We start from the raw sequence: 26,224 nt of genomic DNA, 5'->3' as shown, positions 1-26,224 counted from the left end.
TTGAAACATTGCCCGCCACGCGAATCGTCGGCCAGCAAAAAAAAATCTCGACCTAAAGAAAAGGCGCACCCCGAAGGATGCGCCTTTACGGTCAGCGTTACTCTGCTTTAGGCGTTTCGCGCAGACGAATGTGCAGTTCGCGCAATGCCTTGGCATCTACCACACCCGGAGCCTGAGTCATGACGCAAGCCGCGCTCTGGGTTTTCGGGAAGGCAATGACTTCACGGATCGACTGGGCGCCGGTCATCAGCATGACCAGACGGTCCAGACCGAAAGCCAGACCACCGTGGGGTGGCGCGCCGTATTTCAAAGCATCGAGGAGGAAGCCGAACTTCTCTTCCTGCTCCGCTTCGCTGATACCCAGCAGACGGAATACCGACTGTTGCATTTCCTTGCGATGGATACGGATCGAACCGCCACCCAGCTCGGTACCGTTCAATACCATATCGTAGGCACGGGACAGAGCGGTCGCCGGGTTGGCTTCCAGTTCTTCCGGCGTGCACTTCGGCGCGGTGAATGGGTGGTGCAAGGCGGTGAAGCTGCCGTCGTCGTTCTCTTCGAACATCGGGAAGTCGACAACCCACATCGGCGCCCACTCGCAGGTCAGCAGGTTCAGATCGTTACCGACCTTGATCCGCAGTGCGCCCAGGGCCTCGCTGACAATCTTGGCCTTGTCGGCACCGAAGAACACGATGTCGCCATCTACCGCGCCAACGCGATCAAGGATCACATTGAGGTTGGCTTCAGGGATGTTCTTGACGATAGGCGATTGCAGACCCTCGACACCCTTCGCGCGCTCGTTGACCTTGATGTAGGCCAGGCCTTTGGCACCGTAGATGCCAACGAACTTGGTGTAGTCGTCGATCTTGCTGCGCGGCATGCTTGCGCCGCCTGGAACGCGAAGAGCGGCGATACGGCTTTTCGGATCGTTGGCCGGTCCGCTGAAGACCTTGAAGTCGACTTCTTTAAGCTGGTCGGCAACGTCAACCAGTTCCAGCGGGTTACGCAGGTCTGGCTTGTCGGAACCGTAACGGCGCATGGCCTCGTCCCAGGTCATGTGCGGGAAGTCGCCGAAGTCCAGATCCAGCACTTCCTTGAACAGGTTGCGGATCATGCCTTCGGTAAGGCCCATGATGTCTTTTTCATCGAGGAAGCTGGTTTCGATGTCGATCTGAGTGAACTCAGGCTGACGATCGGCACGCAGGTCTTCGTCGCGGAAGCACTTGGCGATCTGGTAGTAACGGTCGAAGCCGGCCACCATCAACAGTTGCTTGAACAGTTGCGGCGACTGCGGCAATGCGAAGAACGAACCCGCGTGGGTACGGCTCGGCACCAGGTAGTCACGGGCGCCTTCTGGCGTGGCACGGGTCAGGATCGGCGTTTCGACGTCGAGGAAGCCGTTCTCGTCGAGGTAGCGACGGATGCTGGTGGTCATGCGCGAACGCAGACGCAGCTTCTCGAGCATTTCCGGACGACGCAGGTCGATGAAGCGATAGCGCAGACGAGTCTCTTCGCCGACATCCGAGAACTCGTTGAGCGGGAACGGCGGGGTTTCCGCTTCGTTCAGGACTTCGAGTTCGTAGCCCAGCACTTCGATCATGCCCGAAGCCATGTTGGCGTTGCCGGCACCGGCCGGACGCAGACGCACCTTACCAGTGACCTTGACCACGTACTCGCTGCGCACGCGATCGGCGGCGGCGAAGGTTTCTGCGCGATCCGGGTCGAAAACCACCTGGGCCAGACCGTCACGATCACGGATATCGAGGAAAATCACCCCACCGTGGTCACGGCGACGGTGAACCCATCCGCAAAGGGTAATTTCCTGGCCTTCCAGGCTTTCGTTCAGTTGGCCGCAATAATGGCTGCGCATCATGGTAGTGGTTTCACTTCTCGTAATTCGAAATTCGGTTGGAGGCCCCGCGCGCATCAGTCTGCTGATGGTGCAAGAACTCGCTCGTGTCGTTCAACTCAGGTTCCAGACCTTAGTCAGCTTTGTCGCCGCCAGCCAGATTCTTCTTGGAACCGGTCTTGAAATCGGTTTCGTACCAGCCGGTACCGCTAAGGCGGAAGCCTGGCATGGACAGCATCTTTTTAAGCTCTGGCGCCTGGCAGGCAGGGCAGTCGACCAGCGGTGCTGCGCTGATCTTTTGAATGGCTTCCAACTGATGACCACAGGAAGCACATTGATAGTCGTACATCGGCATGGGGGTTGTCTCGGCGATCAGGTTGCTACCGCATACGCAGGGCTTTGCGGAAAAGTGCGGGATTATATCCATTAAATGCAGCCAGTGCAGCCGTAAGACTGCACAGACCGACACTCTGCCACTTTTAGCGCGCCTGCCCAGTCAGGGTCACGCGCGCCCTTCCTTCAAGCTATGTACAACGCAGACAACCCTGACCAGTCCGCTGAAATTCTTCACTCCTCCGTGGCGCAAATGCACCTCGCGATCGACGTGAGACAACAACGCACTGACCGAACATCGATTGGCCCTGGCCATTTCTCCCAGAATATCCCAGTAAACCTGCTCCAGCCGCAAACAGGTCGCAAAGCCGTTTAAACGAACAGACCGTGATAACGGCTGGGCCAGCCCCATATCGAATTCACTGACAAACGGATCGATCCCGATACCTTTGAGTGGATCGAACCGTCCCTCTTTGCCTCTGACAACACTATCCATACTGTTGACACTCCTTTGTCATCCCGCCACTTGCAAGAGCAATGCTGGCTCTTATCAAAGCGCAGGCGCAAAGGTATATCCAGATGACTTTATGACCGTCGACGTAGGATAAGCCTACAACTGAGAGGCGATCTCGGAGCGGGTCTTGCTGAAGACGTTTTCCTACATGCGCGGGTAAAAGCTCATTCAGCAAGAAGGGAAAAGGATGGCATTGCGCGGACGACATCGACCAGACGTCATCCGCGCTCGCCTGCTCTTTATTACTGATCCAGCAATGAGCGCAGCATCCACGCGGTTTTCTCGTGGACCTGCATGCGCTGGGTCAACAAATCTGCCGTTGGCTCGTCGCTGACCTTGTCGAGCAATGGGAAAATACCGCGAGCCGTGCGGGTGACAGCTTCCTGACCCTCGACCAGCTGCCGGATCATGTCCTCGGCCTTGGGAACGCCCTCTTCTTCCTTAATGGAAGACAGACGCGCATAAATGGAATAGGCGCCCGGCGCCGGAAACCCCAGTGCGCGAATGCGCTCGGCAATCGAATCGACGGCCAGCGCCAACTCGTTGTATTGCTCTTCGAACATCAGATGCAGGGTCCGAAACATGGGCCCGGTGACATTCCAATGGAAGTTATGGGTCTTCAAATAAAGCACATAAGTGTCCGACAACAGACGCGAAAGTCCGTCGACGATCGACTTGCGATCTTCTTCGCTGATACCAATATCGATTGCCATGCGTTTCCCCTAAAGGTGATGAAAATTCATCCAACAGGTGCAGGACCACTCTAGCAAGCCTGTCGCCACACCGCAGCAATGGATGCCCTTGGGGCGTGCGACAAATCGACCGCCCAGTGCCGCTGGACTCCCTGATTTGAGTAGCCACGGGCTTTGCTGTTAAATAGGCAGTGTGTCGCTAGCACCTATTTTTCCGGGCGCTGCGCATAGGCTGATATCGGGAACGTGCCCAACGCCTCTTATTGTTCTGAAGCGAACCGTGCTCCATCAGCTCTTCCTTGTGATCCGTCTTAACGTGAGTTAATCAAAATGTTGAAAATCGTCCACCTGCTAATGGGCGCAGCAGCCTTGCTGCTGTCCTTCATCCCTAGCCTGCAAGCCGAAGCTGTTCCTTACCTGCAACACCAAGATGCGCTGTACCTGGCCTTTTTCGGCCTGCTTAATCTGACCCTCGCTCCTGTCATTCCTTACTGGAACAAAGGCACGCGTCATCAATTGCAAAACCTCGTCAGCGCCTTGCTGGTTCTGGCTGTCGTCTTGCAAACCCTGACGTTGTTCGCGCCAATGCCTGTCATTGCCGGCCAGCCTGCCGTTCTGTTCAGCCTGATCGCTGCCGTCATCGCCGTTCTGCTGCACCTGGCGATCAGCTTCTACAAATCTTCACCGGCTGCCGCCTCGCCAAGCTATGACATGACCAACCGCGATACCGGCACCGTCAAGTGGTTCAACACGTCCAAAGGCTTCGGCTTTATTTCCCGTGATTCCGGCGATGACATCTTCGTGCATTTCCGGGCTATTCGTGGCGAAGGCCACCGCGTTCTGGTGGAAGGCCAGCGCGTGGAGTTCTCCGTCATGAATCGTGACAAGGGCCTGCAAGCCGAAGACGTGATCGCTGCTCTGCCGCGACGCTGATCCAAAGCTAAAAAAAACCGCGAGCAGCCAGGCTGATCGCGGTTTTTTTATTGCCTGCTGTTTATCAGTAGTGCGGAGGTGGCGCCTCCTCTTCGGACGAATCGAATTGACCCGCCATTTCCTCCTGGCGCCTGAGCAAGGCAGCCATCTGCAACTGCAAGCGCTCAACCACGCGCTGTTGCGCTACCAGCACATCATTCAACGCCTGAATGGTGTCATCCTGAAACGCCAGTCGGCTTTCGAGATCGTTGACGCGTTCTTCCAGGCTCATGATTCAACCCTCCAGAAACGTGAAGTCATCGGATAACACCAGCCGCAGTCGCTCGCGAATGGTCGCAACCTGCTCCTGACTATAAGGAATGGCAGGGTGTTTGCCCCACACCGGAGCCGGCCACGCAGCATCCTCGCGCTTGCGCACGATCACATGCATGTGCAACTGACTGACTACGTTACCCAACGCCGCGACATTCAATTTATCGGCGTCGAACGAGTCCTTGAGCAACTCCGAAAGTGCAGTCGTTTCCTGCCAAAGCTGCTGTTGATCGGCGACATCCAATTGAAACATCTCACTGATATCGTTGCGGCGCGGTACCAGAATGAACCATGGGTAGTTGGAATCGTTGGACAGCAGCAGCCGGCAAAGCGGGAAATCCCCGATCGGTAACGTGTCTTGTTGAAGTCGTGGATCTAAAGCGAACACTGCGCGCACTCCCGGCTGGTCATCAGTTTTTAGCTTAGCGTCCGCCTCCAGAGAGGACGCGCCAAGCGACAGGACGGCAGCATACCCGCGAACGCCGCCCGCTTCACGATGATCGACAATTCACACGACACATGCTCCGACATGGAACATTTTTGGCCAAGGCGCACCACTTCAGAACCAATTACTTTAAAAAAACCTCGGAAATGACTGAAAAACAACGATGTGTTCGCGACAGCTTGGCGGGCTTGCTGTATGAATTCAGCACAGCGATTGAAATTTATTGCACCAAAATCGCACAGTGCGTCTACGCTGATGCGTCGGGCATCCGCCGTTTACTCACTGACGGGGTGAACCGGTAACGTTTTTGGTTGTCACGCTGCCGACCATCAGGCTGAAACACGATGCCAATGATGGCGTCAAGCCCTGAAAAAAGGCGCTGAACCCCCCGGCTTTATGAGGTTTTTACAGCGGAAGAAGGTGTTTCTGAAAAAAACAGCGGCGTAACCCTGATTTGTGCACGCTTGTTGCATTCACACCCACATAGCTTTTGGCGCCTCCACTGGATGTGGCAGCCTGAAGGCAAATAAAAACAGTGGCAGGGTTGCCCAATGGAGATTCACACGTTTTACCAGGGACTCTTTTTACCGATGCTCAGGCCCTGGAAAACAACGAAAAAGTTGTCAGTCCGCTTGCGTCGGGGCTGCAAATTTGCGACATCGACCACGCTATTTGCGACACGCTCGTAAAGATGCTGAAAGGTTAGATGGGCAAGTATCGCCAACATGGTCGGCGTGATATAAGTTTGCGCCGACACAAAAAGAAAGAGCCGCCCAGATAATAAAACAGGTGGGACGGCAGTACTCTTATAAAACCAAAGGAGCAAATCACGATGCGCGTGATGAAGTGGAGCATGATCGCACTGGCAGTTGCAGCAGCAGCCAGCACTCAAATGGCTACGGCCGCACCTTTCGTAGGCGACCAGGCCGAAGCCAAAGGTTTTGTTGAAGACAGCACTTTCAACGTGCTGCTCCGCAACTACTACTTCAACCGTAACAAGAAAGACGGCGCAGTCGATGACAAAGACTGGACCCAGGGTTTCCACGGTGTATTCAACTCTGGTTACACCCAGGGCACCGTTGGTGTTGGTATTGACGCTTTCGGTTACCTCGCCATCAAACTGGACGGCTCCGACAAGTACTCGGGTTCGGGTAACCTGAGCACTAACGCTGCTGGCGAAAACAATGACAGCCAAGGCAAAGCCGGCGCTGCACTGAAAGTTCGCATCTCCAAGACCGAGCTGAAAGCTGGCGACATGCAGCCAAGCACCGCTCCTGTATTCGCTGTTGGCGGCTCGCGTATCCTTCCGCAAACTGCGAGCGGTTTCCAACTGCAAAGCAGCGAGATCAAAGACCTTGACCTCGAAGCCGGTCACTTCTACTCGGCGACCAGCCAGGACAAAAACGGCCGTGACGGCGGTCTGTGGGCTAACTACGCTGGCGTTGAAGCCGACACCATCAACTACGGTGGTGCGAAATACGGCATCAACGAAAACTTCAGCGTGTCGCTGTATGGCGCCCAGCTCGAAGATATCTGGAACCAGTACTACGCCAACGCCAACTACACCATCCCTATGGGTGGCGATCAGTCGGTGAACCTGGACGGTAACATCTACCGCACAGACGATTCCGGTAGCGCTGAAGCCGGCGACATCAGCAACACCGCGTTCTCCCTGGCAGCTGCTTTCTCGTTCCTGAAAGCACACACCCTCACCGTTGGCTTCCAGAAAATCAACGGCGATACTCCGTTCGACTACGTCGGCGTGGGTAAAAACAACCGTGGCGGCGACTCGATCTTCCTCGCCAACTCCATCCAGTACTCTGACTTCAACGGTCCTGGCGAGAAATCGGCTCAAGTACGTTATGACCTGAAAATGGCCGAATACGGCGTTCCTGGTCTGAGCTTCATGACCCGTTACGTTAAAGGTTGGGACATCGACGGTTCGAACGCTCCAACTAATGGCGCATACGCTGGCCTGTACGGTGAAGATGGCAAACACCACGAAACCAACGTTGAGGCCAAGTACGTAGTACAAGCTGGCCCGGCTAAAGACCTGTCGTTCCGCATTCGTCAAGCATGGCACCGCGCCAACACTGACCAAGGCGAAGGCGATATCGACGAGTTCCGTCTGATCGTCGACTACCCGCTGTCGATCTTGTAATCGAAAGCAGTTAGTTCGCGGTAACCAAAAAAAGGCCCATCTTCGGATGGGCCTTTTTTATTGTTTACGTTTTACAGTTACTGCACCGCAGATTCCTGAACCACTCGAATCACCCGTTGTGGAAACGGGATATCGATACCGGCAGTTTTCAAGCGATCACGGGACTGTTCGTTGAACATGAACATCACGTCCCAGTAATCAGCTGTTTTAACCCAAACACGCAGGGAAACAGTAATCGAACTATCGCCCAGTGTAGAAATGACGGCTTGCGGAGCCGGCTCTGCCAAAATACGTTCGTCCTTGGCCAGATCCAGCAAGACTTCACGGGCTTTCTGCAAGTCCGCCTCGTAATCCACGCCCACATCAAAGACAACTTTGCGAGTCGGTTGACGGTTAGTGTTGGTGATAATGCCGTTAGACAGATTACCGTTCGGGACAATGATGGTTTTGTTGTCGCCGGTACGCAGTACGGTGTGGAAGATCTGGATGCTGTCAACTGTACCTGCGACACCCTGAGCTTCGATCCAGTCACCAATACGGAACGGGCGGAACAACAGAATCAGCACGCCGCCAGCGAAGTTTGCAAGGCTGCCCTGCAATGCCAGGCCGATGGCCAGACCCGCTGCACCGATGGCCGCAACGAATGATGTGGTTTCGACACCGATCATCGACGCCACGCTGACGATCAGCAATACCTTGAGAATGATGTTCGCCAGGCTGCTGATAAAGCCTTGAAGGGCCAGGTCGGCATTACGCAGCGCCAGCAGGGCACCGAGCTTTTGCGTGACCTTATTGATCAGCCACCAACCGATGGCCAGGGTAATGATCGCCAGCAGCACACGGCTACCGTATTCCATGATCATCGGAATCCAGGCCTGGGACGCCTTGACCAGGTTGTCCACTTCAGCATTCAAATCCATCGTTACACTCCTGATTTCCGGCTACCCGGCACACGAAAAATGAGCGGCAGAAAGACCGAACCCATGGGGCTCAATCGTTTCTGCCGTTGCTTGGGCCTCGGACGCCGAAAACGCCGAGAGGTTCCCGCCCCCGTCAGTCGCGGAAGTTGTTGAACTGCAGCGGCATGTCGAAGGTTTTGGCGCGCAGGGCCGCAATGGCTTCCTGCAGGTCGTCACGCTTCTTGCCAGTGATACGCACTTGCTCGCCTTGAATGGCGGCCTGGACCTTGAGCTTGGCGTCCTTGACGTGAGCGACGATTTTCTTCGCCAGCTCTTTGTCGATGCCTTCCTTGAGCACAGCTTCCTGCTTCATCAGCTTGCCCGATGCGTAAGCGTCCTTGACCTCAAGGCACTGCACATCGATCTTGCGCTTGACCAGCGCCAGCTTGAGGATCTCAATCATAGCTTCGAGCTGGAAATCGGCCTCGGCAGTCAGGTTGACAGTCAGGTCCTTTTCCTTGAACTCGAAGGTGCCTTTGCCTTTAAGGTCATAACGGCGATCGAGTTCCTTGACGGCGTTTTCGACCGCGTTGGTGACTTCGTGTTTGTCCAGTTCGGATACCACGTCGAACGACGGCATGTAATCTCTCCAATAAAAGGCGTACCGATGGAGCACGCCTGGCTTGCGGTTAAAATCCGCGCTGATTATAACGGGTCTTTCCCATCATTCACTGCGAGCCGCTGATGCACGCCTCAATCCGAGCAAAAAGCTGATGTCCACCACCTGGCATGTTCTGGGCGCCGGAAGTCTCGGCACATTGTGGGCTACACGCCTGGCACGTGCCGGGTTACCGGTCAGGTTGATCGTGCGGGACGCGACGCGCCTGCAAGCTTACGAGGCCGCGGGCGGGCTGACACTGATCGAACACGGTGAAGCACGCTGCTATCCGGTACCGGCGCAGACACCTGACAACAGTGAACCGATTGCCCGCCTGCTGGTGGCCTGCAAAGCCTACGATGCCGAGAACGCTGTCGCCCAGCTTGTACCCCGAATGGTCCCTGGAGCGGAGTTGATCCTCTTGCAAAATGGCCTGGGCAGCCAGGACGCCGTCGCCGCACAGGCCCCACAGGCGCGCTGCATCTTCGCTTCAAGCACCGAAGGCGCCTTTCGCGATGGCGACTGGCGCGTAGTGTTCGCCGGCCACGGTTACACCTGGCTGGGAGATGCGAGTCATCCAGTGGCGCCGTTCTGGCTGGATGATGTAACCGCCGCGGGCATCCCACATGAATGGAGTACCGATATCCTGACTCGACTGTGGCGAAAACTGGCGCTCAACTGTGCGATCAATCCGCTGACGGTGCTGCACGATTGCCGCAACGGCGGCCTTCAGGACCATCATTGCGAAGTCGCCACCCTCTGTGGCGAACTGACCGAGCTGCTCGAACGTTGCGGCCAGCCCGCCGCTGCCGAGGAACTGCAGCAGGAAGTAGAGCGCGTCATCCATGCCACCGCAGCCAATTACTCTTCGATGTATCAGGACGTCAGCAATCGGCGGCGCACCGAAATCAGCTACCTGCTGGGCTACGCCTGTAAAGTCGCCGCCCGGCATCAATTGAACCTGCCGCACCTCAATCAGCTTGAGTCACGGTTGATCGCCCATCTGCACACCCTTGGATTGCCCAGCGACTGAGCAGCGGCTACGCTGGCCACTTGTTCCTTTTCAGCGACGAACCTGATGCCATTGCGCCAGCGCCTTGAAAACCTCCCGGTCGGCCAGAAACTGCTGGCCGCCCTGCTGGTGCTATTGACCACTGTCCTGCTGGTCGCCAACCTGACCTTTGTCAGCGCCGCGTATTACATCTCGCAGGAGAGCATGGCGCCCCAAGCGTTGCAGACCATCGGGCGGCTGGTGTCCAACCCGAGTCTGGTGTCCGAGGCCTTGCAGTCGCCGGAAAGCGCCGAACGCCTGCTCAACGAACTGAACAGCTATTCCCCGTTGCGCGCGGCGGCACTTTACGACGGCAAGGGCGAACGGCTCGCGCAACTGCAACATGGCGAAAAGCTCAAGCTGCCGGAGCGCTACCGGCACATCGAGTCCTGGCAAGCGACTGAATTTCGCAGCAATCAACTGATCACCCTGCCCCGCCCCGGCACGGCTCCCGGCCATTTGCTCCTGGTTGCCAGCAGCGAATTACCGGTGGCCTTCTACACCGGCACCCTGACGGCCAGTCTCGGCATTCTGATTTTCAGTGTGCTGTTATGGCTGGTGATCGCCCGGCAGATCAAGCGCCTGATTACCCAGCCCATCCATCAACTCGAAGAACTGTCCCGACAGGTGACCCGCGAAGAGAACTATGCCCTGCGCGCGTCCCGGGGCAACCATGATGAAATCGGCAGCCTCGCCGAGGCGTTCAATACCATGCTCTCGCGAATCGAAGCCCGCGAGCACCAACTCAAGCGCGCCCGGGACGACTCCCAGGCAGCCTATGACCAGGCCCAGGGTCTGGCCGAAGAAACCCGTCACACCAACCGCAAGCTGGAGCTCGAAGTCCAGGTGCGCAGCAAGATCGAAAAGAAACTCACGGGCTTCCAGAACTACCTCAACAGCATCATCGACTCCATGCCGTCGGCGCTGATCGCACTGGATGAACAGCTCTACGTGACGCAATGGAATCAGGAAGCCAGCGCCCTGTCCGGTACGCGCCTCGATGAAGCGTTGAATCAGCCGATATTCCTTGCGTTCGAACCCCTCAAGCCGTTCCTGCCGCAACTCAAGCAAACAGTCGAACAGCACACCGTGGCCAAGATCGAGCGTGTGACCTGGTTCAAGGACGACGAGCCCAAGCATTATGCGTTGACGTTTTATCCATTGATGGGCGGGGCCGGACGCGGTGTGGTGATCCGCATCGATGACATCACCCAACGCCTGTCGCTCGAAGAAATGATGGTGCAGTCGGAAAAAATGCTTTCCGTAGGGGGGCTGGCGGCCGGCATGGCCCACGAGATCAATAACCCGCTGGGCGCCATCCTGCATAACGTGCAGAACATTCGCCGACGCCTGTCCTCGGAGCTGCCGAAAAACCTCGAACAAGCTGAACTCATGGGTATTGAGCTGGAGACCGTTAACCAATACCTGGTCGCGCGCGAAGTCCCACAGCTGCTCGACGGTATCCAGCAGGCGGGCGCTCGCGCGGCGAAGATCGTGACGCACATGCTCAGTTTCAGCCGTCGCAGCACCCGCCAAATGGCCCCCTGCGATCTACCGGCATTGATTGATCAGGCAGTGGAAATCGCGGGTAACGACTTCGACCTGGCGATCGGTTTCGATTTCAAAGGCCAGGCCATCGTTCGCCAGTTCGATCCACAGCTCGGCCCGGTGCCTGGCACCGCCAACGAACTGGAACAGGTGTTACTCAACCTGCTGAAAAACGCCGCACAGGCCATTCACCAGCGCGAGGATGACCGTGAGCCCGGACGAATTATCCTGCGTACCAAGTTGAACCCGCCTTGGGCGGAGATCCAGGTGGAGGACAACGGTATCGGTATGAGTGAGAACGTCCGCAAGCGCACCTTCGAGCCGTTTTTCACTACCAAGGAAATCGGCCAGGGCACCGGCCTTGGCCTGTCCGTTTCTTATTTCATCATCACCAACAACCACAAGGGTCAGATGGAAGTGCAATCGACCTTGGGCCAAGGCACGTGTTTCACCTTACGCCTGCCCCTGGCGGGCACTCCGCTGGTCTCTCAAGAACTCAATCAGCTATCGAGGTAACCCATGGGCTTTCGCTTGTCGAAGATTTACACCCGCACCGGCGACAAAGGCGAAACCGGGCTGGGTGACGGCCGCCGCGTCCCCAAGGATCACCCGCGCATCGAGGCGATTGGCGAGGTTGATACGCTGAACAGCCAGGTCGGCGTGTTATTGGCGGGTCTGGCGGCAGAAAGCGACCGTTATCCGGGCTTGAACGAAGTGATCGACGTGTTGGCACCTTGTCAGCACCGCCTGTTCGATCTGGGTGGCGAGCTGGCGATGCCGGTGTATCAAGCACTGAACGCGGCTGAAATCGAACGCCTGGAAGCGGCCATTGATCTCTGGAACGAGGAGCTGGGACCGCTGGAGAATTTTATCCTGCCGGGCGGCTCGATGCTGATCGCCCAGGCCCATGTGTGCAGAAGCCTGGCACGCAGTGCGGAGCGCCGGTGCCAGCAGTTGAATGCGATTGAACCGTTGGCCGGGGTTGGGTTGGCCTACATCAATCGGTTATCGGATGTGTTGTTTGTGGTGGCGCGCTTGATTGCCAAGCGCCAGGGCGTTGCCGAGATTTTGTGGCAGCCGGCTTCCAAACCTGAGGCTTAGTCCAAGCATTGAGTGGCCCCATCGCGAGCAAGCATTACTCCTGTAGGAGCAAGGCTTGCCCGCGATGGGGCCAGCAGCCTGAACACAAAATCAGGCCTCAGGCCAAAACGCCCGAATCCCCGCCACACCTTGCGCCCCTGCTTCCCAAGCCTTCTGCCGTTCAGTCGGGCCAACACCGCCCAACAGGAACACCGGCTTGCTGAATCCCTCGATCAACGTGGCAGCCTGTGGCCAACCCAACGGCTGAGCATCCGGATGCGTCTGGGTCGGCTGTACCGGTGACAACGTCACAAAATCCACGCCCATCTGCTCGGCCAGTGCCAGCTCTTCAGCGTTGTGGCAGGACGCAGCCAACCAGCGCGATGTCGGCAACGGTCGGCCCGCAGCCGCGTGTTTGCGCAATTGTGCCGAAGTGATGTGCCACCCGGCTGACGGAAAATCACCCAGCCATTCGAACGGTCCCTTGATCATCAACTGCGCCTTGCCGGCACACAGACCCGCTGCATCCACGGCCAGATCGCGGTACTTCGGATCGTAGCCGTTGGGCGCCCGCAGCTGGATCAGCTTGATGCCGCCCGCAATGGCTTTCTGAATACCGCGCAGCAGGGCCGGGGTTTCCAGGTCTTCGGGGGTGATCAAGTATTCGGCAGGCAAACGCGCGGCTACGACGATTGGCTGATTGGCGGCCGGAAACTCGTAATCCAGCAGATCACGGGGTGCGACCCAGGCCAGCGGTTGGCCTTCAGCGCCGTGAGGCTCGCCGCTAAACGCCGACACCTCCCACACATCCAGCAACACTTGCTTGTCCGGGTAATCGTGTCGGACCTTGATCAGCGGACGCGCAGCGTTGACCACGATGCCCAACTCCTCCTGAAGCTCCCGCGCCAGGGCGATTTCAACAGATTCGTCGGTCTCGACCTTGCCACCGGGAAACTCCCAAAGGCCACCCTGGTGCTGAGTGTCCGCACGACGAGCGATGAGGATCTTGCCGCTGCCGTCACGAATAACCGCTGCAGCTACATGAACACGTTTCACTGCCCAACCTCCTCCAGACCTGCTTTCTGCCAAGCCTTGAATGCTGGCCATTGGTAGATGGTTTCGACATAGGCCTCGTCAACCGCCGGCAATTTCACCTGATAGGTGCGCAGGCGAACGGCGATCGGCGCGAAAAAGGCGTCGGCTATTGTCGCATCGCCAAACAGAAACGCACCTGGTTCGGTCGCAGCGTTACGGCACTCGGCCCACAACGCCAGCATGCGCTCAGTGTCTGCCTGAACGTCCGCTGGAACCGGCGACAGCGGTGCATCGCGAGACAGGTCAAACGGCATGTTGCCGCGCATGGCGAAGAACCCGGCGTGCATCTGCGCGCAGGCCGAACGCGCCTGGGCACGGGCGGCGGTGTCTTTTGGCCATAGATTGGCATCGGGGAATTGTTCGGCCAGGTATTCAGCAATGGCCATGGAGTCAGCGATGGTGCCGTGCTCGGTTTTCAACAGAGGGACTTTCCCGGTCGGCGAGTGCTTGAGCAGACGTTCGCGAGTATCGGGCTGGTTCAGCTTGATCAATTCTTCGGTATAGGTAGCGCCGGCCAGTTCGAGAGCCAGTGCGCCGCGCAGGGACCAGGAGGAAAGCAGTTTGTCGCCGATGATCAGGTGCAGGCTCATGTTCGGGACCTTTTGATGAGGAAAACAGGCCAGTCTTGTGGTGACTGGCAGACCGTCATCGCGAGTAAGCCCGCGCCCCCAATGGATCGAGCTGTACACACATCCAATGTGGGAGCAAACCTGCTCGCGATGGGCCGGGGTCGCGCTCGGCCGGCCCGGTTTACGTACGGTACTCAGCGTTGATCTTGACGTACTCGTGGGACAGGTCGGTGGTCCAGATGGTTTCGCTGCAATCGCCGCGACCCAGCTCGATGCGGATGGTGATTTCTTCCTGCTGCATCACCGCCGAGCCCTGGGCTTCGGTGTAAGTTGCTGCGCGGGCGCCATGGCTGGCGATGCACACTTCACCGAGGAACACGTCGATCTTGCTCACGTCCAGGTCTGGCACACCCGCACGGCCAACAGCGGCCAGAATGCGGCCCCAGTTTGGATCGGAAGCAAACAGAGCCGTCTTGATCAGCGGCGAGTGTGCCACGGTGTAACCAACGTCCAGGCACTCCTGATGATTGCCGCCGCCATTGACTTCAACGGTCACGAACTTGGTCGCGCCTTCACCGTCACGGACGATGGCTTGAGCGACGTCCATGCACACTTCGAACACGGCCTGCTTCAACTTGGCGAACAACTCGCCTTCGGCGCGGGTAATTTCCGGCAGTGCTGCCTGACCGGTTGCGATCAGCATGCAGCAGTCGTTGGTCGAGGTGTCGCCGTCGATGGTGATGCGGTTGAACGACTTGTTGGCGCCGTCCAGCAACAGGTTTTGCAGCACATCGCGGGAGACTTTGGCATCGGTGGCAATGTAGCCCAGCATGGTCGCCATATTCGGGCGAATCATGCCGGCGCCTTTGCTGATGCCAGTGACGGTGATGGTTACGCCGTCATGCTGAAACTGGCGGCTGGCGCCTTTTGGCAATGTGTCAGTGGTCATGATGCCGGTGGCGGCAGCTTCCCAGTTGTCCACCGACAGGTCATCGAGAGCGGCTTGCAGCGCGCCTTCGATCTTCTCGACCGGCAGCGGCTCACCGATCACGCCCGTGGAGTACGGCAGCACCAGGCTGGCATCGACACCGGTCAGCTCTGCCAGTTTGGCGCAGGTGCGCTCGGCGGCGGCCAGGCCAGGTTCGCCGGTACCGGCGTTGGCGTTGCCCGTGTTGGTCAGCAGGTAACGCACAGGGCCTTGCACGCGTTGCTTGGCCAGAATCACCGGGGCGGCGCAAAAGGCGTTCAGCGTAAACACGCCTGCCACCGTCGAACCTTCGGCGCAGCGCATGACCACGACGTCTTTGCGCCCGGGGCGCTTGATGCCAGCCGATGCAATGCCGAGTTCAAAACCGGCAACCGGGTGCAACGTTGGCAAAGGACCAAGACCAACAGCCATGAATGCGCTCCTTAAAAAGTAGTCATCACCGTCACAGAATGAACGGCGGTGTTAAATGGCAAAACGCCGCGACGGCATAAGCCGGTCGCGGCGCGGGTATTTCAGCGTATGAAACGGGTTTTACTGGATCTGCCCGTGGCAATGCTTGAATTTCTTGCCCGAACCGCAGTAGCACAGTTCGTTTCGACCCAGCTTCTGCTCGTTGCGTACCGGCGCAGCGGCGAGGGCCACATCGACCTCTTCACCGAGCAGTTCCGGTTGCTCAAGACCAGGCGCTTCGTCGTGCTGGAACTGCATGCGTGCCGCCAGTGCTTCGGCTTCCTGGCGCAGGCGTTGCTCTTCTTCGATCGGATCTTCGCGACGAACCTGAACGTGCGACAGCACACGAATAGAGTCGCGCTTGATCGAATCCAGCAGCTCGGAGAACAGCGTGAACGACTCGCGCTTGTACTCTTGCTTCGGGTTCTTCTGGGCGTAGCCACGCAAATGGATACCGTGACGCAGGTGGTCCATGGTCGACAGGTGGTCTTTCCACAGGTCATCCAGTACGCGCAGCACGATTTGCTTCTCGAAGGTGCGCAGCGCCTCGGCGCCCGCCTGGTCTTCTTTCTCGTGGTACGCCGCGATCAGCTCGTTCATCAGCTTCTCGCGCAGGGTCTCTTCGTACAGGTGATCGTCTTCGTCGAGCCATTGCTGGATCGGCAACGCCACGCCGAAGTCGCTCTGCAACGACGCTTCCAGACCGGCCACATCCCACTGCTCAGGCAGCGATTGCGGTGGAATGTGTGCGCTGACGGTAGCGTTGAGCACGTCCTGACGGAAGTCAGCGATGGTTTCCCCGATGTTGTCAGCGGCCAGCAACGTGTTACGCATGTGATAGATCACTTTACGTTGTTCGTTGTTGACGTCGTCGAACTCGAGCAATTGCTTACGAATGTCGAAGTTACGGCCTTCAACCTTGCGCTGAGCCTTTTCGATGGCGTTGGTCACCATGCGGTGCTCAATCGCTTCGCCAGGCTGCATGCCCAGGGCTTTCATGAAGTTCTTCACCCGATCAGAGGCGAAGATGCGCATCAGGCTGTCTTCCAGCGACAGGTAGAAACGGCTGGAACCGGCGTCACCTTGACGACCCGCACGACCACGCAGCTGGTTGTCGATACGGCGCGATTCGTGACGCTCGGACGCGATCACCTGCAAGCCGCCCGACTCGAGCACTTGCTGGTGACGTTTCTGCCAGTCGGCCTTGATCTGGGCAATCTGCTCAGGCGTCGGGTCTTCCAGCGAAGCCACTTCCACTTCCCAGTTGCCGCCCAGCAGGATGTCGGTACCGCGACCGGCCATGTTGGTGGCGATGGTCAGTGCGCCGGGACGACCGGCCTGGGCAATGATCTCGGCTTCTTTTTCGTGGAACTTGGCGTTCAGAACCTTGTGTTCGATGCCTTCCTTGTTGAGCAGATTGGACATGTGCTCGGAAGTTTCGATGGTTGCAGTACCCACCAGCACCGGACGGCCCTGGGTCATGCATTCCTTGATGTCGGTGATGATCGCTGCGTATTTCTCTTCGGCGGTCAGGAACACCAGGTCGTTGTAGTCCTTACGGGCCAACGGTCTGTTTGGCGGAATGACCATCACCGACAAACCGTAGATCTGATGGAACTCGAACGCTTCGGTGTCTGCAGTACCGGTCATGCCGGACAGCTTGTTGTACAGACGGAAGTAGTTCTGGAACGTAGTCGAGGCCAGGGTCTGGCTCTCGGCCTGGATGTTCAGTTCTTCCTTGGCTTCGATGGCCTGGTGCAGGCCTTCGGACAAACGACGACCCGGCATGGTACGACCGGTGTGTTCGTCGACCAGGACGACCTGCCCGTCCTGCACGATGTATTCGATGTTGCGATGGAACAGCTTGTGCGCACGCAGACCGGCATATACGTGGGTCAGCAGGCCCAGGTTATGTGCCGAGTACAGGCTCTCGCCTTCAGCCAGCAGGCCGACGCGGGTGAGCATGTCTTCAATGAACTGGTGACCGGCTTCGTTGAGCTCCACCTGACGAGTCTTCTCGTCGACGGTGTAGTGACCCGCCTTGGTGACTTCGCCTTCAACTTCCTCGACGTGCAACTCCAGCTGCGGGATCAGTTTGTTGATCTCGACGTACATCTTGGAGCTGTCCTCGGCCTGACCGGAAATGATCAGCGGGGTACGCGCTTCGTCGATGAGGATGGAGTCGACTTCGTCGATCACGGCAAAATTGAGTTCGCGCTGGAATTTTTCTTCCATGCTGAACGCCATGTTGTCGCGCAGGTAGTCGAAGCCGAATTCGTTGTTGGTGCCGTAGGTGATGTCAGCGGCGTAGGCCAGGCGTTTTTCTTCCGGCGGCTGGAACGGCGTGACAACGCCGACCGTCAGGCCGAGGAATTCGTAGAGCGGACGCATCCAGTTGGCGTCGCGACGTGCCAGGTAGTCGTTCACTGTCACTACGTGCACGCCCTTGCCGGACAGCGCGTTGAGGTAAACACCCAGCGTTGCCACCAGGGTCTTGCCTTCACCGGTACGCATTTCCGCGATCATGCCTTCATGCAAGGTCATGCCGCCGATCAGCTGGACATCGAAGTGGCGCATACCCATGACACGCTTACCGGCTTCGCGGGCGACCGCAAAGGCTTCTGGCAGCAACTTGTCGAGGGTTTCCCCTTTGGCGATGCGGGCCTTGAACTCGTCTGTCTTGGCACGCAATTGATCGTCCGAAAGGGCCACCATTTGCTCTTCGAAGGCATTGACGAATTGCACCGTCTTGAGCATGCGTTTGACTTCACGCTCGTTCTTGCTTCCAAAAAGTTTCTTTAACAAAGGCGCAAACATATCGGCAGGATCTTCCACACTAAAGGGATGGAGGGCGGCCCCGTGAGTCGCCCGAGCAGCCCTCATGGCCGCATGCGAACGAGCATTCTACCCGGAAACGATGGTGAGGAAAGTGGCGTTGTTCCACGATGCTGGCACAGCGTTGTTACGGGGCTCACTTAAAATAAGGGCTTTTTGCTGAACTTCAAGTCATACACGGCAGAAGTTACTTGTTGATTTAATGGGTAAAGCGCTCGCAAAGCAATGGGTCGGGTCAATCGGGTGCTTTCTGCTAACATGGCGGCTCTGTTACTTCAGGTGTCTGATCATGGCATTTCGCCCTCTTACGGCCAGAGCACCCGCCGTCCTGCTTCGCGAAGCCAAACCGCTGAAAGCCATCTTCGGCCACGCTCAACGCCTGGGTCATCTCCAGCGTCTGCTGGAAAGCCAATTGCAGCCGGCTGCCCGCGAGCATTGCCACGTGGCTTCATGGCGCGAAGGGAGCCTGTTGCTGATCGTCACCGACGGCCACTGGGCGACCCGCCTGCGCTATCAACAAAAACGCCTGCAACGGCAATTGCAGCTGTTCGATGAGTTTGCCAGCCTGACACGCATCCTGTTCAAGGTGCAGCCACCGACTGTCCCGCAAGGGGCGGCGGGGCATACCATCAGCTTGTCGGTTGACGCCGGGGCGACCATCCAGGCGACGGCCGATGGCATTACCGACCCGAACCTGCGGGCTGCGCTTGAACGACTGGCGGCTCACGCCAAACCCAAGGATTGAAAGCAGGATCAAAAGATCGTCCGAAGGCTCGGGTCGCGTTCGGACGATCTTTTGCTTTTAGCGTTTTTTGCTGCCACCCAGCAGCGACCCCATTAACCCGCGCACCAATTGCCGGCCCAACTGGTTAGCCGCCTGTCGCATCGCTGATTTCAGTGCCTGCCCTGCAGCAGTGCCGAGAAACTCCCCGGCCTTGTCGGTAAAGCTTGGCTCTTCAGCGGCGGGTTTTCCCGGCAACGCTTCAGGCTCGGGCGCCAATCCCTTGCGCCCCATCAATACTTCATAGGCCGATTCGCGATCGATCGGTTTGTCGTAACGCCCCTTGAACGGCGACCCTGCAATGAGCACTGTGCGCTCCGTCTCGGTCAACGGCCCGATCCGCGATTGCGGTGGCGCGATCAGCACCCGCTGGACCATCTCCGGCGTGCCCTTGGTCTGCAACGTACCGACCAGCGCCTCGCCGATGCCCAGCTCCGTCAACACTGCCAAGGCATCGAATGCCGGGTTCGGGCGGAAACCCTCAGCCACCGCCCTCAGGGACTTCTGCTCCTTGGCGGTAAACGCGCGCAGCCCGTGCTGGATGCGCAGGCCAAGCTGTGCCAGCACATCATCCGGCAGATCGCCCGGCGATTGGGTGACGAAATACACCCCGACACCTTTCGAGCGAATCAGCCGCACCACTTGTTCCAGGCGGTCCTGCAAGGCTTTGGGCGTGCCAGCGAATAACAAATGTGCTTCGTCGAAAAACAGCGCCAGCAACGGTTTTTCCGCATCGCCGCGTTCCGGCAGTTGCTCGAACAGCTCGGCCAGCAGCCACAGCAGGAACGTCGCGTAGACCTTCGGGGCCTCGTGCACCAGACGGCTGGCATCAAGCAGGTGAATGCGCCCGCGACCATCGACGGCCGGCTGCAATATGTCTTCAAGTTGCAGGGCAGGCTCGCCAAACAGCGCTTCCGCCCCCTGCTGCTCAAGCGTCGCCAGGCGCCGCAATAATGCCTGGCTGGAACCGGTGGTCATCAGTGCGGCGTCATCGCCCAATGACTCCGGGTGGTCGCGCAAATGATTGAGCAGCGCCTTCAGATCCTTGAGATCCAGCAACAACAGACCTTCACGGTCGGCCACCTTAAACGCGGCATACAGCGCCGACTGCTGACTGTCAGTCAGTTCCAGAAGGCTGCCCAGCAGCAACGGGCCCATCTCGCTCAAAGTCGTGCGCAACGGGTGACCCGACTGGCCATGGATATCCCACAACGTCACCGGATACGCCTGAGGTGTGTAGTTCAGCCAGGGCATCCCGGCGATCCGCTCGGCGATCTTGCCCTGTGGGTTTGCGGCAGCGCCCAGCCCGCACAGGTCGCCTTTGATATCCGCCGCGAACACCGCCACGCCGGCATCGCTGAAGGCTTCGGCCAGGCGTTGCAAGGTGACGGTTTTGCCGGTCCCGGTAGCGCCGGCGACCAGGCCATGGCGGTTTGCGAGACGCATCGCCTGGGCGATCGGCTGCCCCGCGAGATCGGCACCGATAACGAGTTGCAAGGAGTCAGGCATTTTGTCACCCATGGTTAATCTTTGATCCTTCACGGCCGATATAAAAGACTAATAGCGTCGGTAATTCCCTAAGGAGAGCACGGAACTATCCGCTTGTGTTTACCACCACCCCTTTCGCGTTCCTTTATAAAAGCACGCCCTTGACATTAAGACCTTAGCGGAACCCCAAGCCATGAACAAAAATCTGCGTTTCAGCCATAAGATACTGCTTGCCGCCGCGCTCATTGTCATCGCCGCCTTCGCCTCGTTCACGCTGTACAACGACTACTTGCAGCGTACCGCCATCCGCGAAGACCTGGACAACTACCTCACTGAAATGGGCGATGTTACCGCCAGCAACATTCAGACCTGGTTGACCGGCCGCATCCTGTTGATCGACAACCTTGCCCAGAACATCGCCCTCAACCCCGAGCGGTCCATGGTTGACAGCCTGCTCGAGCAGAAAGCCCTGACATCGACCTTCATGGCGTCCTACCTTGGCGATGCCACCGGCAGCTTCACCATTCGCCCGGACGCGAAAATGCCTGCTGGCTTCGATCCGCGCGTGCGCCCTTGGTACAAAGGCGCCGAAAGCAGCAACACTGCGACGCTGACCGAACCTTACGTCGATGCGGCCACGGGCCAAACCATCATTTCCATCGCCAGCGCCTCGAAGAAGGCCGGTCAGAGCATCGGCGTGGTCGGTGGCGACCTGAGCCTGCAAACCTTGATCGACACCCTCAGCGCTCGGGATTTCGATGGCATGGGCTACGCATTCCTGGTCAGCGCCGACGGCAAGATCCTGGTGCACCCGGACAAATCGCTGGTGATGAAAACGTTGAGCGAGGCCTATCCACGCAACACGCCGCGTATCAGCAGCGATTTCAGCGAAGTGGAAGTGGATGGCAAGACCCGCATCGTCAACTTCACCCCCGTCAAAGGCCTGCCTTCGGTGAACTGGTACATCGGTTTATCGGTGGATAAAGAAAAAGCCTTCTCGATGCTTAGCGAATTTCGCACCTCGGCCGTCGTCGCGACCCTTATTGCCGTGGCAATCATCATTGCCTTGCTGGGCATGCTGATCCGCATCCTGATCCAGCCGCTGCATGTCATGACCCGCGCCATGGAAGACATTGCCGACGGTGAAGGCGATCTGACCAAGCGCCTGACCATCCAGAACAACGACGAGTTTGGTGTCCTCGGCACCGCATTCAACCGCTTTGTGGAACGTATCCACGGTTCGATCCGCGAAGTGTCATCGGCCACCGGCCAAGTCAACGAAGTGGCCCTGCGCGTGCTCGCCGCTTCAAACTCGTCGATGTTCAACTCTGACCAACAAGCCTCACGCACCAGCAGCGTAGCCGCGGCGATCAACCAGCTCGGCGCCGCCACCCAGGAAATCGCCCGCAACGCTGCACAGGCCTCGAGTCAGGCCAGCGACGCCCGCAACCTGGCCGAAGACGGCCAGCAAGTGGTGGACCGCAGCATTGCCGCGATGAATCAGCTGTCGAGCATGCTCAGCGCGTCGAGCACCAACATCGAATCGCTGAACAGCAAAACCGTGAACATCGGCCAGATTCTTGAAGTGATCACCAGCATCTCCCAGCAAACTAACCTGTTGGCCCTCAACGCGGCGATCGAAGCAGCGCGAGCGGGTGAAGCGGGACGTGGATTTGCGGTGGTGGCCGATGAAGTGCGCAACCTGGCGCATCGCACCCAGGAATCGGCGCAACAGGTTCAGACCATGATCGAGGAACTGCAAGTCGGCGCCCGTGAATCCGTCAGCAACATGAGCGACAGCCAGCGCCACAGCCAGGACAGCGTGGACATCGCCAACCTCGCCGGTGAACGCTTGAACAGCGTCACCTTGCGGATTGGCGAGATCGACGGCATGAACCAGTCGGTGGCCACCGCGACCGAAGAACAGACGGCCGTGGTTGAATCGATCAACGTCGACATCACGGAGATCAATACGCTGAACCAGGAAGGCGTGGAAAACCTGCAATCGACGTTGCGGGCGTGTTCCGACCTTGAACAGCAGGCCGCGCGCTTGAAACAGTTGGTGGGGAGTTTCCGAATCTAGAACGGTTGGCGCTCCATCAGATCTACGTATCTCGTCGTAGAACACACCGAACTTGTGGCGAGGGAATGACTCCCGCGCCACAGGACTTTGGCAGCTCCTGAAAGATGTGTAGATACCGATGCAGCGATGGCGGTCTTGCTCTCACCGCCCCCCACTAACCCCTGCGCCAGCAAACCCCAACCGAACATCTATCCTTCATAAAGGTCAACCAAGGGAGAACAACGGACCGGAGGGATGCTCATCGTGCATATCGCTGACATAACCATGTTCTACGCCCCTGCCAGCGGTGGCGTGCGCACGTATCTGGATGCCAAACACCGACGCCTGGGGATCAAGCCTGGCATTCGCCACAGCCTGCTGATCCCCGGTGCCCACCTGAGCGAACGGGATGGCATTTTCACCGTTCCCGCTCCCGCCCTGCCCTTCGGCAAGGGCTACCGTTTCCCCGTACGTTTGGCTCCGTGGCGAAACGTCCTGCAGGATTTGCAGCCTGATCTCATAGAAGTCGGCGATCCATACCTCACCGCCTGGGCTGCTTTAGATGCGAAGCGTCAACTGGATGTGCCGGTGATTGGTTTCTATCACTCCGACTTGCCGTTGCTGTGCAGCAATCGCATGGGCAACTGGGTGACCCCGAATGTCGAAGCCTATGTCAGCAGACTTTATGGCAACTTCGACCGGGTGCTGGCGCCGAGCCAGGTCATGGCTGAAAAACTCAAGGGGCTTGGGGTCAAGAATGTTTACGTCCAGCCTTTGGGCGTCGACCTGCAAACATTCAATCCTGGCGCAAGGGACCCGGAACTAAGGGCCGAACTGGGCATTGCTGAAGAGACCCATTTGCTGATTTTTGCCGGGCGCGGCTCCAAGGAAAAGAACCTGCCGGTGCTGCTCGATTGCATGAAACAGCTAGGTGCTCGCTATCATCTGCTACTGGTCGGCTCGTCCATGCCGGCAGTCGTGCCGGATAACGTTACCGTCGTCGATGAGTTCTGCCCGGCTGCACAGGTGGCGCGATTGTTAGCCAGTGCCGATGCGCTGGTGCATGCCGGCGACCAGGAAACTTTCGGCCTGGTCATTCTGGAGGCCATGGCCAGCGGCATCCCGGTCATCGCCGTTGATGCCGGGGCATTCAAGGAGATCGTCACTGATCAATGTGGCTTGCTCTGCGCCCCGAACAATTCGTCGGCGATGGCCAGTGCGGTCCGCGAACTGTTCCACTCAGGCAGTGCAGAGCTTGGTAAAAAAGCCCGCGCCCATGTCGAACAGCATTACGCCTGGGACACCGTGGTCAATAGTCTTCTGGGGCACTACCACGCCGTGCTCGGCAACCACTGGCCGCGGACGGCCAATGGATAAAGCCATGAACTCGCCCAGCCTGTTATTGGTGCTGCATGATGTCGCGCCACAAACCTGGGCCGACTACCAACCTTTCGTTGAAGCCGTCGACGCCTTGGGCGATGTGCCGATGACCTGGCTGGTCGTGCCCGATTTTCACCGGCACAACAATCTCGATGCTCACCCGGACTTCCGGCAAATGCTCACCCATCGCGTCGCCCGAGGTGATGAACTGGCTCTTCACGGCTACTTTCATTGCGATGACGGCACGAAACCGAGTAATCCACGGGACTGGTTCATGCGTCGGGTCTACACCCACGAAGGTGAGTTCTACACCCTGTCCGAACAGGCGGCCCTTGCCCGCTTACGCGCAGGCATCGAACTGTTTGATCGCTACAACTGGCCGCTTCATGGCTTCGTCGCGCCAGCCTGGCTGATGAGCGAGGGGACACGCGAGGCACTGCGCCAGTTACCGCTGAGCTACACCAGCGACCCGCAGCACCTGTATCGCTTGCCCGATTTCAGCACGGTTGATGCACCCGGACTGGTCTGGAGCGCGCGTAGCCCATGGCGCCGGGGATTGTCGAAGTGGATCAGCGATTATCGTGAACAACATCGGCGGCATGCACCCGTGATTCGTCTCGGCCTGCATCCAGTGGACATGCGCCATGAGTTTTCACGCAATTATTGGCTACAAACCCTTAAACGACTGCTCGACGAAGGCCGCGTCCCCATGACCAAAGCCCGGTGGCTTGAACGGCAAAACCAGCGCATCGGTCACGCGGCATGAGTCGCGGAATTCTGCTGCTCGTCGCGCTGCTGGTTGCGGTGCTGATCCCCTCCCTGCTCGGAGGCAACGAAACCTGGTACCGGCTGCGCAACTTTCCGTTGCATTGGCTTCTCATCATGTTCGGCATGATCCTGCTGTGCTGGGTGCTTAACACCCTGCGTTTACGTCTATTGCTGGGCGATCAGCGCGACAAGGTCGGCCGGGTGAAAAGCCTTGGCGTGGTGATGGCCGCCGAATTTGCCTATTGCGCCACGCCCGGGGGCAGCGGTGGACCGCTGACGATCATGGCACTGCTCGCCCGTAACGGCGTCCGACCGGCCAGGGGCAGCGCTGTATTTGCAATGGACCAGTTAAGTGACCTGGTGTTTTTTCTCTGTGCGCTCAGTGGGATCCTGATTTATGCACTGTTCCAGCACCTGAGCCAGCGCATGGAGTGGCTGCTGATGGTCAGCGCCCTCTCGATGTTCGGTGGTCTGGTCAGTTGCGTGGTAGTGGCACGCTACCACCGCTTGCTGATTCGCCTGACCGGTCGTTTGCTCGCTCGTCTCAACGTCCAGGCCAGCACGCGCCTGCGATGGGCACGAAAACTCCTGCATTTTCTGGCAGCGTTCACTGACACATTGAAGCTACCCCGCAAGACATTGATCACGGTGTTTGCACTGACTTGCCTGCATTGGGCGCTGCGCTACAGCGTGTTGTACCTGGCACTGCGCGGCCTGGGCGCGGACCTGCAATGGGCCTGGACCTTTTTGATCCAGATGCTCTCTCTCAGCGCGGGGCAATTCAGCCTGTTGCCGGGCGGCGCCGGAGCGGCAGAACTGACTTCAGCAGCGCTGCTGGCACCCATGGTGGGTAAATCCACTGCCGCAGCGGCGATTCTGATCTGGCGGGCGGTGACCTACTACTTCTATCTACTGGTGGGCGGACCGGTGTTCCTGTTGATGCTGGGCAGACCGCTTTTGAAGAAGTTAATGAGGGTCAAGCAGGCGTAGGGCGAGAGTTTTGTTGTATCGGAGCGAATTGAGGCACCTTCATGGCCGCCATCGCCGGCAGGCCAGCTCCCACAGTTTGATCCGGGTAAATCCGAAGAGAATGGTCGGCTGTCAGGCCGCTATCGCGAGCAAGCTCGGCTCCCACAGGTGACCGCGTGCGCTTCGAAAGTCAGGTCGGCTATCAGGCCGCCTCGCTTTGGCTTTTGATCTGCTTTTGATCTTCTTGCCCCCTCGGAAGGCCGAGCGCAGGTTCTGCGCAGTGGGCAACCCGGCATGGATGCCGGGTTAGCCGCGCACGGCCATGGATGGCCGATCGCGGCGGGCCCACGGAGCAGGACCGGAG

24 protein-coding genes are annotated in these 26,224 nt (G+C 58.4%); 11 read left to right on the top strand and 13 right to left on the bottom strand.

What is annotated here, in order from left to right; translation table 11 throughout:
* Positions 1 to 97: 97 nt before the first annotated feature.
* The 4 genes from aspS to GBC55_RS23655 all read right to left on the bottom strand — a co-directional run bounded on the left by aspS (position 98) and on the right by GBC55_RS23655 (position 3,409).
* Positions 98 to 1,873 (bottom strand): aspartate--tRNA ligase, encoded by a 1,776-nt coding sequence (gene aspS / locus GBC55_RS23670; protein ID WP_162439867.1) that lies wholly within the window; start codon positions 1,871 to 1,873, stop codon positions 98 to 100.
* A gap of 109 nt (positions 1,874 to 1,982) precedes the next feature.
* The gene (locus tag GBC55_RS23665; RefSeq protein ID WP_010457489.1) at positions 1,983 to 2,204 is read right to left on the bottom strand and encodes a zinc ribbon domain-containing protein; all 222 of its coding nucleotides are present in this window, start codon (positions 2,202 to 2,204) and stop codon (positions 1,983 to 1,985) included.
* 147 nt (positions 2,205 to 2,351) lie between these two features.
* Positions 2,352 to 2,678 carry a ribbon-helix-helix domain-containing protein gene (locus tag GBC55_RS23660; RefSeq protein ID WP_162439866.1) on the bottom strand — a complete coding sequence of 109 codons (327 nt, stop codon included), beginning with the start codon at positions 2,676 to 2,678 and terminating at the stop codon, positions 2,352 to 2,354.
* A 260-nt stretch (positions 2,679 to 2,938) separates the two neighbouring features.
* A complete protein-coding gene (locus GBC55_RS23655) occupies positions 2,939 to 3,409 on the bottom strand; it encodes a Dps family protein (protein WP_162439865.1) in 471 nt (156 codons plus the stop codon).
* A gap of 309 nt (positions 3,410 to 3,718) precedes the next feature.
* On the opposite strand from GBC55_RS23655, the gene GBC55_RS29835 reads away from it, so the two are divergent.
* Positions 3,719 to 4,321, top strand: coding sequence for a cold-shock protein (locus GBC55_RS29835; RefSeq protein WP_162439864.1), 603 nt, complete (start codon positions 3,719 to 3,721; stop codon positions 4,319 to 4,321).
* A gap of 64 nt (positions 4,322 to 4,385) precedes the next feature.
* Here GBC55_RS29835 and GBC55_RS23645 read toward each other — a convergent pair whose 3' ends face one another.
* Together GBC55_RS23645 and GBC55_RS23640 are read right to left on the bottom strand one after the other, a co-directional pair.
* Complete coding sequence (locus tag GBC55_RS23645) at positions 4,386 to 4,592, bottom strand: SlyX family protein (RefSeq protein ID WP_162439863.1); 207 nt, start codon at positions 4,590 to 4,592, stop codon at positions 4,386 to 4,388.
* A 3-nt stretch (positions 4,593 to 4,595) separates the two neighbouring features.
* Positions 4,596 to 5,021: an HIT domain-containing protein gene (locus GBC55_RS23640; RefSeq protein WP_162439862.1), complete on the bottom strand. Its 426-nt coding sequence runs from the start codon at positions 5,019 to 5,021 to the stop codon at positions 4,596 to 4,598.
* Between the two features lie 152 nt (positions 5,022 to 5,173).
* On the opposite strand from GBC55_RS23640, the gene GBC55_RS23635 reads away from it, so the two are divergent.
* Both GBC55_RS23635 and GBC55_RS23630 read left to right on the top strand, forming a co-directional pair.
* Entirely contained in the window at positions 5,174 to 5,380 is a 207-nt protein-coding gene (locus tag GBC55_RS23635) for a hypothetical protein (protein ID WP_162439861.1), read from the top strand.
* Positions 5,381 to 5,910: 530 nt separating this feature from the next.
* The gene (locus tag GBC55_RS23630) at positions 5,911 to 7,239 is read left to right on the top strand and encodes an OprD family porin (RefSeq protein WP_162439860.1); all 1,329 of its coding nucleotides are present in this window, start codon (positions 5,911 to 5,913) and stop codon (positions 7,237 to 7,239) included.
* Between the two features lie 77 nt (positions 7,240 to 7,316).
* Here the strand turns inward: GBC55_RS23630 and GBC55_RS23625 are convergent, their stop codons facing one another.
* Positions 7,317 to 8,159 carry a mechanosensitive ion channel family protein gene (locus tag GBC55_RS23625; protein ID WP_162439859.1) on the bottom strand — a complete coding sequence of 281 codons (843 nt, stop codon included), beginning with the start codon at positions 8,157 to 8,159 and terminating at the stop codon, positions 7,317 to 7,319.
* Between the two features lie 133 nt (positions 8,160 to 8,292).
* Positions 8,293 to 8,778: a YajQ family cyclic di-GMP-binding protein gene (locus GBC55_RS23620; RefSeq protein ID WP_007906601.1), complete on the bottom strand. Its 486-nt coding sequence runs from the start codon at positions 8,776 to 8,778 to the stop codon at positions 8,293 to 8,295.
* Between the two features lie 133 nt (positions 8,779 to 8,911).
* Between GBC55_RS23620 and GBC55_RS23615 the strand changes: the two genes are divergently transcribed.
* The 3 genes from GBC55_RS23615 to GBC55_RS23605 are packed head-to-tail and all read left to right on the top strand — an operon-like array spanning position 8,912 to position 12,496.
* Complete coding sequence (locus GBC55_RS23615; RefSeq protein WP_162439858.1) at positions 8,912 to 9,829, top strand: putative 2-dehydropantoate 2-reductase; 918 nt, start codon at positions 8,912 to 8,914, stop codon at positions 9,827 to 9,829.
* Positions 9,830 to 9,874: 45 nt separating this feature from the next.
* The gene (locus tag GBC55_RS23610; protein WP_162439857.1) at positions 9,875 to 11,911 is read left to right on the top strand and encodes a HAMP domain-containing sensor histidine kinase; all 2,037 of its coding nucleotides are present in this window, start codon (positions 9,875 to 9,877) and stop codon (positions 11,909 to 11,911) included.
* 3 nt (positions 11,912 to 11,914) lie between these two features.
* Positions 11,915 to 12,496 (top strand): cob(I)yrinic acid a,c-diamide adenosyltransferase, encoded by a 582-nt coding sequence (locus GBC55_RS23605; protein ID WP_162439856.1) that lies wholly within the window; start codon positions 11,915 to 11,917, stop codon positions 12,494 to 12,496.
* A gap of 90 nt (positions 12,497 to 12,586) precedes the next feature.
* Here the strand turns inward: GBC55_RS23605 and GBC55_RS23600 are convergent, their stop codons facing one another.
* From GBC55_RS23600 to secA, 4 genes are all read right to left on the bottom strand, one after another.
* Complete coding sequence (locus GBC55_RS23600; protein WP_162439855.1) at positions 12,587 to 13,531, bottom strand: Nudix family hydrolase; 945 nt, start codon at positions 13,529 to 13,531, stop codon at positions 12,587 to 12,589.
* A complete protein-coding gene (locus GBC55_RS23595) occupies positions 13,528 to 14,160 on the bottom strand; it encodes a glutathione S-transferase family protein (protein ID WP_162439854.1) in 633 nt (210 codons plus the stop codon). Before GBC55_RS23595 ends, GBC55_RS23600 begins: the two co-directional genes overlap by 4 nt.
* Positions 14,161 to 14,320: 160 nt before the next feature.
* The gene (argJ, locus tag GBC55_RS23590; RefSeq protein ID WP_162439853.1) at positions 14,321 to 15,538 is read right to left on the bottom strand and encodes a bifunctional glutamate N-acetyltransferase/amino-acid acetyltransferase ArgJ; all 1,218 of its coding nucleotides are present in this window, start codon (positions 15,536 to 15,538) and stop codon (positions 14,321 to 14,323) included.
* Positions 15,539 to 15,658: 120 nt separating this feature from the next.
* Positions 15,659 to 18,394, bottom strand: coding sequence for a preprotein translocase subunit SecA (gene secA / locus GBC55_RS23585; protein ID WP_162439852.1), 2,736 nt, complete (start codon positions 18,392 to 18,394; stop codon positions 15,659 to 15,661).
* Positions 18,395 to 18,701: 307 nt separating this feature from the next.
* Between secA and GBC55_RS23580 the strand changes: the two genes are divergently transcribed.
* The gene (locus GBC55_RS23580) at positions 18,702 to 19,157 is read left to right on the top strand and encodes a DciA family protein (protein ID WP_162439851.1); all 456 of its coding nucleotides are present in this window, start codon (positions 18,702 to 18,704) and stop codon (positions 19,155 to 19,157) included.
* A gap of 57 nt (positions 19,158 to 19,214) precedes the next feature.
* Here the strand turns inward: GBC55_RS23580 and GBC55_RS23575 are convergent, their stop codons facing one another.
* Positions 19,215 to 20,702, bottom strand: coding sequence for a helicase HerA-like domain-containing protein (locus GBC55_RS23575; RefSeq protein WP_162439883.1), 1,488 nt, complete (start codon positions 20,700 to 20,702; stop codon positions 19,215 to 19,217).
* 172 nt (positions 20,703 to 20,874) lie between these two features.
* Here GBC55_RS23575 and GBC55_RS23570 point away from each other — a divergent pair, with 172 nt between their 5' ends.
* The 4 genes from GBC55_RS23570 to GBC55_RS23555 all read left to right on the top strand — a co-directional run bounded on the left by GBC55_RS23570 (position 20,875) and on the right by GBC55_RS23555 (position 25,881).
* Positions 20,875 to 22,764: a methyl-accepting chemotaxis protein gene (locus tag GBC55_RS23570; RefSeq protein ID WP_162439850.1), complete on the top strand. Its 1,890-nt coding sequence runs from the start codon at positions 20,875 to 20,877 to the stop codon at positions 22,762 to 22,764.
* A 234-nt stretch (positions 22,765 to 22,998) separates the two neighbouring features.
* Positions 22,999 to 24,120, top strand: a complete 1,122-nt coding sequence (locus GBC55_RS23565; protein WP_178114328.1) for a glycosyltransferase family 1 protein — start codon at positions 22,999 to 23,001, stop codon at positions 24,118 to 24,120.
* Positions 24,113 to 24,889, top strand: coding sequence for a DUF2334 domain-containing protein (locus tag GBC55_RS23560; protein ID WP_162439849.1), 777 nt, complete (start codon positions 24,113 to 24,115; stop codon positions 24,887 to 24,889). The genes GBC55_RS23565 and GBC55_RS23560 overlap by 8 nt, the downstream gene beginning before the upstream one ends.
* On the top strand, positions 24,886 to 25,881 hold the full coding sequence (locus GBC55_RS23555; protein WP_162439848.1) for a lysylphosphatidylglycerol synthase transmembrane domain-containing protein: 996 nt from the start codon (positions 24,886 to 24,888) through the stop codon (positions 25,879 to 25,881). The genes GBC55_RS23560 and GBC55_RS23555 overlap by 4 nt, the downstream gene beginning before the upstream one ends.
* Positions 25,882 to 26,224 lie beyond the last annotated feature (343 nt).

Origin of the sequence: Pseudomonas sp. TNT3 (assembly GCF_010095445.2) — a bacterium.
GTDB lineage: Bacteria > Pseudomonadota > Gammaproteobacteria > Pseudomonadales > Pseudomonadaceae > Aquipseudomonas.
Note: the sequence above shows the minus strand (reverse complement) of the source record. Positions and strands in the feature narration are given on the sequence as shown.

What these genes read in the sequence shown, in the direction of transcription:
- GBC55_RS23660 (WP_162439866.1), bottom strand. Translation starts at nt 2,678, where the DNA reads ATGGATAGTGTTGTCAGAGGCAAAGAGGGACGGTTCGATCCACTCAAA.
- GBC55_RS23575 (WP_162439883.1), bottom strand. Translation starts at nt 20,702, where the DNA reads ATGCCTGACTCCTTGCAACTCGTTATCGGTGCCGATCTCGCGGGGCAG.
- GBC55_RS23565 (WP_178114328.1), top strand. Translation starts at nt 22,999, where the DNA reads ATGCTCATCGTGCATATCGCTGACATAACCATGTTCTACGCCCCTGCC.
- GBC55_RS23555 (WP_162439848.1), top strand. Translation starts at nt 24,886, where the DNA reads ATGAGTCGCGGAATTCTGCTGCTCGTCGCGCTGCTGGTTGCGGTGCTG.
- GBC55_RS23645 (WP_162439863.1), bottom strand. Translation starts at nt 4,592, where the DNA reads ATGAGCCTGGAAGAACGCGTCAACGATCTCGAAAGCCGACTGGCGTTT.
- GBC55_RS23610 (WP_162439857.1), top strand. Translation starts at nt 9,875, where the DNA reads ATGCCATTGCGCCAGCGCCTTGAAAACCTCCCGGTCGGCCAGAAACTG.
- GBC55_RS23665 (WP_010457489.1), bottom strand. Translation starts at nt 2,204, where the DNA reads ATGCCGATGTACGACTATCAATGTGCTTCCTGTGGTCATCAGTTGGAA.
- GBC55_RS23630 (WP_162439860.1), top strand. Translation starts at nt 5,911, where the DNA reads ATGCGCGTGATGAAGTGGAGCATGATCGCACTGGCAGTTGCAGCAGCA.
- argJ (WP_162439853.1), bottom strand. Translation starts at nt 15,538, where the DNA reads ATGGCTGTTGGTCTTGGTCCTTTGCCAACGTTGCACCCGGTTGCCGGT.
- secA (WP_162439852.1), bottom strand. Translation starts at nt 18,394, where the DNA reads ATGTTTGCGCCTTTGTTAAAGAAACTTTTTGGAAGCAAGAACGAGCGT.
- GBC55_RS29835 (WP_162439864.1), top strand. Translation starts at nt 3,719, where the DNA reads ATGTTGAAAATCGTCCACCTGCTAATGGGCGCAGCAGCCTTGCTGCTG.
- GBC55_RS23615 (WP_162439858.1), top strand. Translation starts at nt 8,912, where the DNA reads ATGTCCACCACCTGGCATGTTCTGGGCGCCGGAAGTCTCGGCACATTG.
- GBC55_RS23620 (WP_007906601.1), bottom strand. Translation starts at nt 8,778, where the DNA reads ATGCCGTCGTTCGACGTGGTATCCGAACTGGACAAACACGAAGTCACC.
- GBC55_RS23570 (WP_162439850.1), top strand. Translation starts at nt 20,875, where the DNA reads ATGAACAAAAATCTGCGTTTCAGCCATAAGATACTGCTTGCCGCCGCG.
- GBC55_RS23580 (WP_162439851.1), top strand. Translation starts at nt 18,702, where the DNA reads ATGGCATTTCGCCCTCTTACGGCCAGAGCACCCGCCGTCCTGCTTCGC.
- aspS (WP_162439867.1), bottom strand. Translation starts at nt 1,873, where the DNA reads ATGATGCGCAGCCATTATTGCGGCCAACTGAACGAAAGCCTGGAAGGC.
- GBC55_RS23560 (WP_162439849.1), top strand. Translation starts at nt 24,113, where the DNA reads ATGGATAAAGCCATGAACTCGCCCAGCCTGTTATTGGTGCTGCATGAT.
- GBC55_RS23625 (WP_162439859.1), bottom strand. Translation starts at nt 8,159, where the DNA reads ATGGATTTGAATGCTGAAGTGGACAACCTGGTCAAGGCGTCCCAGGCC.
- GBC55_RS23655 (WP_162439865.1), bottom strand. Translation starts at nt 3,409, where the DNA reads ATGGCAATCGATATTGGTATCAGCGAAGAAGATCGCAAGTCGATCGTC.
- GBC55_RS23595 (WP_162439854.1), bottom strand. Translation starts at nt 14,160, where the DNA reads ATGAGCCTGCACCTGATCATCGGCGACAAACTGCTTTCCTCCTGGTCC.
- GBC55_RS23605 (WP_162439856.1), top strand. Translation starts at nt 11,915, where the DNA reads ATGGGCTTTCGCTTGTCGAAGATTTACACCCGCACCGGCGACAAAGGC.